Here is a 10,733-nt window from a genome sequence, read left to right on the forward strand (position 1 = left end):
GCCGCGGTCGCAGTTCGGCCATGTCCGAACTCATGGTGCCCCAGCCGCCGGTGCGCGCACCATGCCCGTATGACCACGACCACTCCCCAGCCCACCCGCGGGCCGTTCGCGTCCGTAGGCTTCCGCCGCTTCTTCGCCGCCCGCACCATGGCCGACACGGGTACCGAGGTCGGCGCCCTGGCGATGCCGCTGCTCGCGGTGCTCACCCTGGACGCCACCCCCGGTCAGGTGGGTCTGCTGGGAGCCCTCACCACCGCCGCCTACCTGATCATCGGCCTGCCCGCGGGGGTCTGGACCGACCGGCTCCGCCGCCGCCCGGTGATCGTCGTCAGCCAGTTCCTGCACGGCCTGATCCTGCTGTCGATCCCGCTCGCCTGGGCGCTGGGGGCCCTGACCCTCACCCAGCTCTACGTGTGCGCTCTCCTGGGCGGAGCGGCGGCGCTCTTCTCACGCGTCGCCCAGCAGGGTTTCCTGCCCGCCCTCGTCGGCCGGGACCGGCTGATGCCCGCGAACGCCGCGCTCACCGGCCTGCAGTCCACCTCGATCCTCCTCGGGCGCGGCGGCGGCGGTTACCTGGTGCAGTTCCTGGGCGCCCCCGTCGTCCTCCTGCTCAACGGCCTCGCCCAATGCGCGTCGTCCCTGATCACTGCCGCTGTCCGGGTCCAGGAGCCACGACCGGAGCGGAGCGAGCGCCGCCTTCTCCCCGAGATCCGCGAGGGGGTGCGGTACGTGTTCGGCCACGAGATCCTGCGACCGATCGCCGCGTCCACCCTGATCGTCAACCTCGGCCTGAGCCCGCTGATCGTGATGGCACCGGTCCTGATCGTCACCGACCTCGACCTTGGCGAAGGGCGCGCGGGCCTGTTCTTCATGGTCGGCGCGGTCGGGGTCCTCCTCGGCTCGATGGCCTCCACACGCCTGGCCGCCCGCCTCGGTACCGGGCGGACTCTGCTGCTCACCTCATGCGTCACCGGGGTCGGCGCTCTGGCGGTGCCCTTCCTGACCGCCGCCAACTTCTGGGTGGTCAGCGTGGTCTGGGCGCTCTCCCAGTTCGGAATCGGAGCGCTCAACGTCGTCCAGGTGACCCTGCGTCAGCGGCTCACCCCGGACCGGATGCTCGGCCGGATGACCGCGACCCTGCGGTTCCTGATGACCGGATCCCTCACCGTCGGGGCCCTGTACGCGGGCGCGGTGGCCGAGCTGTGGGACGTACGCACCGCCCTCGCGGTGGGCGCCGCGGTCAGCCTGCTCGGCTGGATCCCCCTGGCCCTGTCCCGCCTGCGCGGCCCCGACCCACAGGGCGGCTACGGCCCTCAGTGACTGTGGCGGGTCGGGCGAACCGGGGTGATCCGCCCCGGGCTCAGCCCTTCTCCGGTGCCTTGGGCGTGCCCAGTCCCGCGCGTTCCCTGACCCGGCGGCCGACCCCTTCCACCGCGCGGAGCGCGTCGCGCACGTCCCGGTGTGAGGGGGTGAACGGGAGGTTGTGGATGGTCTCCTCGGGGGCCATGGCGGCCTCGACCACCCGGTCCAGCAGCGCGTCGTCGGCATCGCCCAGACCCGCCTCGGTGAGTGTGGTGGGCAGGCCCGCCCGCGCGGTGAACTCGGCGAACTCCTCCACCTCGGCGGTGGCGGCGCCCTCCAGAAGCAGCTGGGTGAGGGAACCGATGTTGACCTTCTCGCCGTGGGCCAGGTGGTGGGACTCGTCCACCGCGGTGAGGCCGTCGTGCACCGCGTGCGCGGCGGCCAGCCCGCCTGACTCGAAGCCCAGCCCGGACAGCAGGGTGGTGGCCTCCACCACCGCCTCCACGTCCGGGGTCACCAGATCCCGTTCCACGGCGTCCAGCGCGGGCAGGGCGGACTCCCACAGGATGTCCCAGGAGAGCTGGGCCAGCGCGGTCCCGGCCCTGGTGGGGAGCCCGCTGACCATGTTCGGCGCGTCGGTGCCCCGCAGGGCGCGGGCCTCGATCCAGGTGGCCAGGGCGTCGCCCACCCCCGCCGCGAGGAACTTCGTGGGGGCCTGTGCCACCAGCTGGGTGTCGACCACCACCAGAGCGGGGTTGCGGTCGTAGAAACGGTAGGACTCGAAGGCGCCCTCCTCCGTGTAGACCACGGAGAGCGCGGAGGTGGGCGCGTCGGTGGAGGCCACCGTGGCGGCGCTCACCCAGGGCACCCCGGCGTTGTCGCCCGCGGCCTTGGCTGCGTCGATCGCCGCCCCGCCGCCCAGACCCACGATCACGTCGTGGCCGTTCTCCTCGATGACCTCGCCGACCCGTTCGGACTCGGCCCTGGTGGGGATCCCGCCGAACCGCTCGAAGGTCAGCGGCACATCGGCTTCCTTGAAGGAGCGCGTCAACGTGTCGTCGACCAGGTCCCGCACCACGTCGTCGGTGAGGACCAGGGGTTTGTACCCCAGTTTGCCGACCAGGGCGCCGAGCTGCTCCATCGCGCCCCGCCCCTGGACGTAGCGGTCGGGTGAGGCGAAGACGCGCAGGGACGGAGTGTTCGAGGCCATGGAAGTTCCCCCTGTGGTTGGTGGTTCCTCTCCCCGGCCTGACCACTGTCCCGCCCACCCAAACGTCGGGTGGTCGAGGTTGCCCCGTTCTTTGCCTCACCCCTGTCCGTCACGGGCCTCCATGGCCTCCATGAACTCGTGTGAGCGGCGCCGCGCGCCCGCGTTCAGCGGTACCGAGACCGCGGCCGCCACCACCAGCAGGACGCACGTCATCGCGAAGGAGGAGACGGAGAAAGCAGGGGCGGCGTCCAGGTGCATCCGCACCGCCACTCCCGCGGACACCGCTGCGAACAGCAGGAACAGCGGGACGGTGAGCCAGGGTCCGCTGCGTGAGGCCAGGGTCTGCTCGGCCTGCGCTCGGGCGGTCTCGTTGGTGGCGGGATCCTCGCCGGGGCGGCCCAGGAGCAGGAGTTCGTAGGCCCGCACCGCCTGGTCGGGGTCGGTTCCGGCCGGGAAGCGCCCTGCTACGGACCCTGAGTGGTTCTGGCACAGGAAGGAGTAGCCCATGAGGAGGCCGAAGCCCGTGCCCAGGGCCAGGCCGAGCAGGGCCGCCTCCCAGGCCGAGGCGCGGCCCGTGCCTGCCGCGTGTGCGGCCATCGCGGTGCCGAAGATGAGCCCGGCGAACGCCCCTTGGCAGAAGGCGAATCGTCCGGGGAAGCGGAGACCGTAAAGCAGCACGCGCGCGTGGAGGCCGCGTGGGGGAGGCAAGCGCTCGCTCATGCCGTGAACCTACTCCTGAGGCCGCCTCCGAAAGGCCACCGGGACCGGAAACGCCGAAAGGGCCCCTGCCACGTGCGGCAGGAACTCCTTCTTGTCGGCGCAGGAGAGGGGATGTGAGCCCGTGAAGGGGTTGACCCCTCACCGCATCAGCGGTTCCCTGGGTGGCGGAAACAGGCTGTGGCAGCTGGATCACCTGCTGGCCGCGCGACCCCGCGATGATCTGGGCACAGGCTTCGGCCGTCTGTTCAACACCGCGTACGAACCATCACAGGACGGCAGATCCTGAGAGGATGATCTCTGCTCGCCCACCGATCCAGATCTTGTCCTGGTCACTGCTGACATGAATGCGGCCCCGTCGTTCCATCGCGGTGCCCTGCGCTGCCACATAGGGCGTCTCGGCTCGGCCGCTCGCGATCAGCCATTCCGCGGCCGCGGCATTCAGACTGCCCGTCACCGGATCCTCACGCAGAGGGTCCTCGCCCTCGGTGAAGAACGCCCGCAGTTCGAACGCCGCCTCCGAGCCCGGATCGTGAGCCCCGATCACACCGATATCCCACCGGCCCGGATGCGCTGACGCGTCCGGACGCAGCTTCAGTACGGTGTCCGCGTGGTCGAGCAGGAGCCCCACCCAGCCGGGACCGTTATCCAGCCACTCCGCGTCGACCACGTGCTCACGCCCGATCCCGAGGATCTCGAGCAGTGCGGTGAGCAGGTCGGAGTCGACCGGTCCTGATCGCAGTCGCGCAGGCGCTGAGAAGGCGAGCCTGTCGCCCCCGAGACGGACGGGAACCAGCCCGGCATCGCACTCCTGCACCACGACGCCGGGCGTGGCGGGAACGCCGCCCGCGTCCAGCCACGCCCGTGCGGTTCCCAGGGTCGGGTGCCCGGCAAACGCGAGCTCGGTGTTCAGGCTGAAGATGCGCACCCGGTAGTCCGCGCCCGGCATTGTCGGGGGAAACACGAAGGTGCACTCCGACAGGTTCGACCAGACCGAGAATCGGCGGAGTGCCTCGTCGTCAAGCCCTTCGGCATCGAGTACGACTGCGACGGGATTGCCAGTACAGGACTCCTCGCCGAAAACGTCGACCTGCCGGAATCTCCTCATGCGCGCAGAATATTCGAACGCGTTCAAGGTCGCGTCATCGTGCACTCGCGTCAACCGTGGCCCTCTCCCTCGAAGTCATGGGGAGCGCCGTTCCCAGCGCCGGCGATCCCTGCGAGCGTGAACGCCGTGAAAGCGGTGGGAACGCTCGGTAGGGGGATGACCAGGAGCAGGGCCGCCGCGACGACGGAGGCGACGAGGGGGCCACGAGCGCCGCTGGCGACGCCCCGGCTCTGCGTCTACCCAAGGCCGAGTCGGTCGACGATCCCGGCGACCCGGGTCCGCTGTGCGTCGGTGAGGCCTTGGATCGGCAGCGGCAGGCACCGCGTAGAGGCCAGGCCGAGGTGTTCGGCGATCGCGGCGACCACGCGCAGACTGCCGCCGAACTCCGCGAACAGGTCCCACAGCGGGGCGAGGCGTTCCGACTCCGCGGTCGCGTCGTCGGGCCGACCGTCGAGCGCCGCACGAGTGATCGTGATCGCCGGGCCCGGGAGGGTTCCGCCGATCACCGAATACCAGGCATCGCAGCCCGCGCTCAGACCGGTCGCGGCCGACGCGTCCCCGGAGACCCCGATGGTGACGTGCTCCGGCACGGTCGCGCGGATCGCGGCGACATGTTCCCGCGCCTTGGTCGGATCGGCGGGGACACCGGGGATCTTGATCGAGGCGACCCCCGGAAGCCGGGCGATCCGGGCGTAGAGCTCGGTGCTGAAGGTGAAGCGGGTGGTGCCGGGGTTGTCGTAGACGATGACCGGCAGTTCGGTGTGCTCGGTGACGGCGCGGAACAGCTCGAACACGTCGTCCTCGGTGAGCGGTTGATAGGTCATCGGGGCCAGCAGCACACCAGCGGCACCCGCGGCCTCCGCGCTCTCGACGTGGGCCAGGACCTGCGAGGTACGCAGCGCCCCGACGCCGATGAACACAGGCGTGCCCCCGGCGTGCTCGACCGCGAGCCGGGCGACGCGGGCACGCTCTTCGGGAGCGAGATAGGCGTAGGAACCGGTCGAACCGAGTGCCGTGACCGAGTCCGCCCCTGCCGCCGCGAGTCGTTCGACCAGGCCGACGAACGCCGCCTCATCGACGGCGTCATCCTTGAGCGGGGTCAGAGGGAAGGCACTGAGGCCGGTGAAGACGCTGTTCATGACTGTTCCTGTCTCTGGACGGAATGCACGCGATTTCCTTCATCGCCTGGAATACCTGGGGCGGTGTCGGGCACAAGCGGGCTGCGCTCCCCCATCCTCACTCTTCTTCAGAGGTTCTGAACCGATGCTTCGTTCTGCTGGGAAAGTTGGTCTTTCCGACCCCTGGAGACATCTTGGAGACGTGTCGCTGGCAGGGAGGGCCGGAGCGCGACCCCGAAGGAGCCCAGCGGCCATGAGCGTTAGGAAGGCGCGACGTCGACGCGCGGTGATGCGTCGTAAGAACCAGGTCACCCTGCCCCGTGAGGTCGCCGAGGCCCTGCACATTCGTGAGGGCGACGAGGTCGAGTTCGATGTCACGGAGAGCGGTCAGGTCGTGCTCAGGGGCATGGCATCGGCTCCCGCTGGCCAGGCGTGGTTCTGGGACCCCGAATGGCAGCGGGGTGAGCGGGAGGCCAGTGAGCAGATCGCCACGGGCCGGACCGAGGAGTTCGAGGGCGCGGAGTCGATGTTCGACGCTCTAGAGGAAGAGGCACGCTGAGAGCACTGGCCGCGTTCGCCACCACTTCCCGCTTCCAGGCCGATTTCCAGAAGCTGCCCCGCCAGCAGGCGGAGCGCTTCGGGTGCTTGATGCCGCACCAGGAGCGTGAGGCAGCAGAGCTGACAGCGCGCTACCTCGATGCGAAAGACGCTGGGGAGTCACGACGGAACCCGAAGGGAGCTGCCGGGAGTGCTCTCCAGGCCGACGGACGTGCGTGCCGACCGTCCAAAAAGAAACACCTGGAGCCTTCCGCAGTACGGAAAGCCCCAGGTCAGAGCGCGGAGGATATGGGATTTGAACCCATGAAGGGGTTGCCCCCTAACCGCATTAGCAGGGCTATGGATCAAGGTTTGAGTAGGATCTGTGGCTGCCTGGTGGTGCCATTTCATATGGCCAGACTGGGTTCGATGTGCCATGGTGTGTTGCCCTGCGAACCCTCGTGCCGGAAGGTTTGTGCCAGGAACGTGCCAGGATCTCTGCCCAAGGCCTCTGCTTAGTTTGTACCAAGTTGATGAAGCTACCACGAGCTGACTCTTCCCTCGGTGGTATGGCCTGTTGGGCGAGGTCCTGGAGTTGATTCAAGGGACGTTCCACGGGTCCGTTCCCTACCTCGTTTATGGGCAGATCATGTGGGAAATCCTGGCTTACTGAGGGAGTCAGAAAATCTTTACTTAGATGCCTGTTTCGGCCCCGATAGGCCCGAGGTTGGAGAGGCTATGTTTACGCCTCTGATGTCGCGGGACTGGACGACAGGCGCGTTCACCGGACCATAGATGTTGTTGTGCGTGCCGAGGTCGGCGGTCCGGATCAAGTCGATCAATCGCCGTTCCTGTTCCCGCTTGGCAGCTTGTTCTCGCCAACGGCGTTGCTTCTTTTTGAGGCGGCGTCCGAGCTGCCAACTCCGGCATGTGAGCAGGATCGATGTGCAACCGACGAACACTATTAGACTGCCCCATGGAAGCTCAGGAAAGTGGCCCGGGAGCAGGGCAATGCTGCACCAAAGGATCACCTGTGTGTAGAAGATCTGTTTGTCAGCCTGTTCTTCGGGGAAAACGGGTGGTTCTTCGGTGATCTCTTGGTCGAAGTTCATTCGAGAATCATAGCGCCGACCGAGCCGATCCGGGGGAGAACGGTGCATTGCAGCCCGTGTAGCTTAGTGTGGTTCATCTTGATCTGGGCGTCACATGATCTATGTCGAGCCGATCGTCCGCATAAGGTTGGGACCGTTCTATCAGGATTCCGCATGCTCCCTCTCAAGTGTCAATGCGAACCTGTCTCAGGGCTGCAAAAGCGACCTTGATGGGAGATGAGAACTTCATCATCCATTGCGGCCTTTGTTGCAATATCGCACCAGTGGGGCAATGTCATAGGGTGATGCTCTTCCAATCCCGGCTACTCAGGGGAGCGGTCGGCTTTCACTACTAGGACTAGGATTCCCAGGGCTGCTCCAGCAGCAGCTCCTGCAGCCAGCAGGGAATCTGGCCAGGAGGTTCCTGCTGCCAGCCGCAATGCCCCGGTGATGACTCCACACCCCGCACTGCCCAGCAAGATCAATGCCGCTCGCACCTCGAGCATGGTGGTCCTCCTTGAAAGTCCGGCTCCGCCGGTTCGCAACAGCCACTGGTAAACCCGGGCGGGGCCCTTGAACCCGACCCTGGGCGAGCAAAAGACCGACGTGCGGTCGACGCACTTCAACGGAGTGGGCCCAGGACCTTGTCGAGGAACTCGTTGCGCACGTCCTCGTCGAGCTTGCCGTCCAGGCTCAGGGCTGTGCGCAAGGAGCGGGCGGTGACTTCACGGGGGATGTCCAGGCGACGTTGGGCGTTTCCCACGATGGAATCGATGGTGTGCTGGGCTTGGGTGGGATGGTGGCGGACCAGCCAGTCCAGCATGGTGGCGACCTGGATGCCGATCCCGTAGAAACCGACTTCGGCATCGGGGTTTCTTGTGGTCTTGGACCGGTTGTCCTGGCTATAGGCCAGCTCGTCCAACACGGCGTGCTGAATGGTCGCGGTCAGCGCCTCGATGGGGATGATCTTGTCCAGGCTCTTGGCCACGTCCCAGGCGAGCTGGTCGCTGACCTGGCGCACCGACTCCTCGGTGCGGTGCCGCAGTGCCCACTTCTTGCGCCGGTCGGGGTTGCCCCACAGCCGGGAGAAGAACGAGGCGCTGAAGCGGCGCATCACCTCTCCCTCGCCGAGGCTGAGGGATACATCGCTGTCCTTGTCGGCCAGGGTCTGGGCCACGCTCTCGGGAGAGCGATGGCGCTGTTCGGCCCAGTCCTGGACGACCGGTAGCGACCAGGCGTTGCGGCCGCCCGGTGAAGCTTGGGGCAGGGGGACCTCGCCTTCACCGCGGGAGATATAGGCGCGCAGGGTGGAGGCGGCGACTTTGCCGGCCGCGGCCATTTCGGTGACACCGACGAGCTCATCCGGGGACAGCTCGGGGGCCGAGAGGGTGATCACGCACCGGTCCAGGGGCAGGGACCGCGACTCTTGAGCGCGGTGCTGGGCCCACAGGGCGAGGTGGTCCTGCCACCGGCCCTGGAGTGGGGCCTGGGCGTCGAAGTTGGAGATCTTGACGACGGTTCCGCGGGTGGGGTCGGTGGTGCCGTCGATCCGGTCGGCCGCAGTGACGGTGATCGCTCCCGAGACGCGGCGGCGTTCGTACTCCTCGGTGGCACCGTTCCAGACCTGGTTGGGGCGGTACCAGGTGGTGCCATCCCACCAGTAGCCGCCAGCCCGCCACAGCAGGGTGTCGTTCCACCATTCCATGTGGACGCTGGCCGCTTCGGCATCGGTGTAGACGAGGACAGTGCGGCCGTGATCGGGGTGATAGCGCACGGCCCATCCGAGGTCGTGGCGGTAGGGGTCGGTGGTGAAGGCCAGCCAGCCCTCGTCCTGTTCGTCATAGCGGCCCCACATGCCGTGGCCAGCCTCGCGGCCCACAGCCTCGATGGCTTGGGGGTCGTGCAGGTCCAGGTGGGAGTCGTCGACGAACGGCAGGCCGGGAACTGGGTGATCGGTGCGCAGCCCGTTGGCTAGGGGGGAGGGGAGGCTCATGAGTGCTGTGCCTTTCCACAAGGGGGTGATGTAGATATCTACATCGTAGGGTTGTCTCCTTGTGCAGCGCAGCCTAAACCAGTAGAGGGTCCGAATTTTCTTGTCCGGGGCAGGTTGTGGTCCGAAACGACAGGACGTCCTGGTTGACCGCGATGGCGGCACCGTTGGTGATCTTCAGAAGCGGCATGGCGCCATCGGGACGGCCATACTCCAGTTGCCTCCCACACACACGGTGTGCCACCATGTCCGAACGGTGATGAGGGCGCCGTGTCTCCCCCACTCCACCCGGCGCTGGGGCGCGAGGCTAGAACGGCGGAACCGCCTGCCTTCACCGATCAACAAGCGTGTAGTGCGACAGGACCTCTTCGAGCGTGGCCGGGGCGCTGGGAGTTCTTATGTCCCGCCACACCTCTCTTACCCGAGTGCGCGCCGCAGCCACTGGGGAAAGCCACAGCACCGCCGCCAAGGCCGTCACCGCGCTGCCTGCGGGCGCTGCGATCATCCCTGAGGCGTCCCAGGACCAAGCCCACCTGGAGACTGACCTGCTCTTGGGGCTTCGCGAGCTGATCACCATGGGTCCCCCCTATGACCCGCCGCTCGGTATCGCACGTCGTACCCCCGCCCCGGACGGGATCATCCTGGAGATCGCCCGCCCCCACCTCACCGACGCTTTGACCCTTTGGATGCCGCACAGCGACAACGACGGTGAATTCCACGGCATCCCCGGCCTGCGTGCTCGACACCACGGCCGCCACCTGCAACTCCATCACCTGGCCCTGGACGCGATCGTCCACATTCCCGCGTCCCGAGCCCAGTGGGCCTGGGCTCGGGACCGGATACACGCCGCCCACACTCACCTGGGGGAACCGTTTTGGGCTCAAGTACCCAGGGCCTTGACCGCGCTGGAACGCGACACACTGGCTACACGCCGTGAGTACTTCAAAGGCCCGGGCATGCAGGATTCGACCCGCCTGGGGTCAGCGTTGTTGCGCCGGCTGGGGTTGCTCACCACACATCAAGCCAAAGGGGTCGCTGGGTATGCCGACCTGTGGCGCGGGCTCCCTTGGTCCCGTCACGGCGGGTTTCCTGTGCACCTGGAATGGGGGCGAGCACACCATGTGGCCGCCTTGGCTGAGCAGCTGACGGATGAGGCCTCTGCGGTCGCTCTGCCCCAGCCGCTGCGCCAGCGTGTTGAACGGGACCCGCGGACGTCCACGATCCAGATCCGTAGCGACCGGGACATCGAGGTGCAGCTGCGGCCCTGTCCGGTCTCCGCCGATGGCCCTCTGTGGGGGTGGGAGGAGCGACTGCCGCTTCATGGATCCCACCGCGTCCCGCAGCACCGGCGATCACACCTGCTCCCTGCCACCGTCCACAGCATCCTCGTCGAGGCCTTCTCCGGTGAGTATGACGGAGTCCTTGCCAGTAAAGACCTCCAGATCACACCCCGGGATGGGGGCGGCTGGGACGTCACCGGGCTCGGCCGACTCTCACGCCCCGTTGAGTTCCTACGCTTCCTCGCCATGTCCAACGCGTTCCCAGCTCTGTGGCCCAACGATCTGCAGGACGCCACTGACGTTTACAGCTCGGGCCGAGCCCTTCGGATGGTGAGAATCTGCGGAGTGGACGTGGCGTTTGACTGACTACACCCCAACAC

9 protein-coding genes are annotated in these 10,733 nt (G+C 67.4%); 3 read left to right on the plus strand and 6 right to left on the minus strand.

Translation table 11 applies throughout. From position 1 onward, the window contains the following. The first annotated feature begins 69 nt into the window (after positions 1 to 69). The gene (locus tag NE857_RS01755) at positions 70 to 1,320 is read left to right on the plus strand and encodes an MFS transporter (protein ID WP_254419483.1); all 1,251 of its coding nucleotides are present in this window, start codon (positions 70 to 72) and stop codon (positions 1,318 to 1,320) included. Between the two features lie 40 nt (positions 1,321 to 1,360). Here NE857_RS01755 and NE857_RS01760 read toward each other — a convergent pair whose 3' ends face one another. The 4 genes from NE857_RS01760 to NE857_RS01775 all read right to left on the minus strand — a co-directional run bounded on the left by NE857_RS01760 (position 1,361) and on the right by NE857_RS01775 (position 5,476). Continuing rightward, positions 1,361 to 2,512 carry a glycerol dehydrogenase gene (locus tag NE857_RS01760; protein ID WP_254419484.1) on the minus strand — a complete coding sequence of 384 codons (1,152 nt, stop codon included), beginning with the start codon at positions 2,510 to 2,512 and terminating at the stop codon, positions 1,361 to 1,363. Between the two features lie 96 nt (positions 2,513 to 2,608). Further along, positions 2,609 to 3,232, minus strand: a complete 624-nt coding sequence (locus NE857_RS01765; RefSeq protein WP_254419485.1) for a hypothetical protein — start codon at positions 3,230 to 3,232, stop codon at positions 2,609 to 2,611. 265 nt (positions 3,233 to 3,497) lie between these two features. Further along, positions 3,498 to 4,382, minus strand: coding sequence for a PhzF family phenazine biosynthesis protein (locus NE857_RS01770; RefSeq protein WP_254419486.1), 885 nt, complete (start codon positions 4,380 to 4,382; stop codon positions 3,498 to 3,500). Positions 4,383 to 4,573: 191 nt separating this feature from the next. Then, on the minus strand, positions 4,574 to 5,476 hold the full coding sequence (locus NE857_RS01775) for a dihydrodipicolinate synthase family protein (protein ID WP_254419487.1): 903 nt from the start codon (positions 5,474 to 5,476) through the stop codon (positions 4,574 to 4,576). Positions 5,477 to 5,708: 232 nt separating this feature from the next. Here NE857_RS01775 and NE857_RS01780 point away from each other — a divergent pair, with 232 nt between their 5' ends. After that, a complete protein-coding gene (locus tag NE857_RS01780) occupies positions 5,709 to 6,014 on the plus strand; it encodes an AbrB/MazE/SpoVT family DNA-binding domain-containing protein (RefSeq protein WP_254419488.1) in 306 nt (101 codons plus the stop codon). Positions 6,015 to 6,681: 667 nt separating this feature from the next. On the opposite strand, the gene NE857_RS01785 is transcribed toward NE857_RS01780, so the two are convergent. Both NE857_RS01785 and NE857_RS01790 read right to left on the minus strand, forming a co-directional pair. After that, positions 6,682 to 7,104 (minus strand): hypothetical protein, encoded by a 423-nt coding sequence (locus NE857_RS01785; protein WP_254419489.1) that lies wholly within the window; start codon positions 7,102 to 7,104, stop codon positions 6,682 to 6,684. 601 nt (positions 7,105 to 7,705) lie between these two features. After that, positions 7,706 to 9,076 (minus strand): hypothetical protein, encoded by a 1,371-nt coding sequence (locus NE857_RS01790; RefSeq protein ID WP_254419490.1) that lies wholly within the window; start codon positions 9,074 to 9,076, stop codon positions 7,706 to 7,708. Between the two features lie 395 nt (positions 9,077 to 9,471). Between NE857_RS01790 and NE857_RS01795 the strand changes: the two genes are divergently transcribed. Beyond that, positions 9,472 to 10,719, plus strand: a complete 1,248-nt coding sequence (locus NE857_RS01795) for a hypothetical protein (RefSeq protein WP_254419491.1) — start codon at positions 9,472 to 9,474, stop codon at positions 10,717 to 10,719. Positions 10,720 to 10,733: the final 14 nt, after the last annotated feature.

This window comes from Nocardiopsis exhalans (genome assembly GCF_024134545.1).
Lineage (GTDB): Bacteria > Actinomycetota > Actinomycetes > Streptosporangiales > Streptosporangiaceae > Nocardiopsis > Nocardiopsis exhalans.

Excerpts from the sequence above, each read along its gene's own strand:
- NE857_RS01795 (WP_254419491.1), top strand. The coding sequence starts at position 9,472 with ATGTCCCGCCACACCTCTCTTACCCGAGTGCGCGCCGCAGCCACTGGG.
- NE857_RS01775 (WP_254419487.1), bottom strand. The coding sequence starts at position 5,476 with ATGAACAGCGTCTTCACCGGCCTCAGTGCCTTCCCTCTGACCCCGCTC.
- NE857_RS01780 (WP_254419488.1), top strand. The coding sequence starts at position 5,709 with ATGAGCGTTAGGAAGGCGCGACGTCGACGCGCGGTGATGCGTCGTAAG.
- NE857_RS01790 (WP_254419490.1), bottom strand. The coding sequence starts at position 9,076 with ATGAGCCTCCCCTCCCCCCTAGCCAACGGGCTGCGCACCGATCACCCA.
- NE857_RS01760 (WP_254419484.1), bottom strand. The coding sequence starts at position 2,512 with ATGGCCTCGAACACTCCGTCCCTGCGCGTCTTCGCCTCACCCGACCGC.
- NE857_RS01785 (WP_254419489.1), bottom strand. The coding sequence starts at position 7,104 with ATGAACTTCGACCAAGAGATCACCGAAGAACCACCCGTTTTCCCCGAA.
- NE857_RS01755 (WP_254419483.1), top strand. The coding sequence starts at position 70 with ATGACCACGACCACTCCCCAGCCCACCCGCGGGCCGTTCGCGTCCGTA.
- NE857_RS01765 (WP_254419485.1), bottom strand. The coding sequence starts at position 3,232 with ATGAGCGAGCGCTTGCCTCCCCCACGCGGCCTCCACGCGCGCGTGCTG.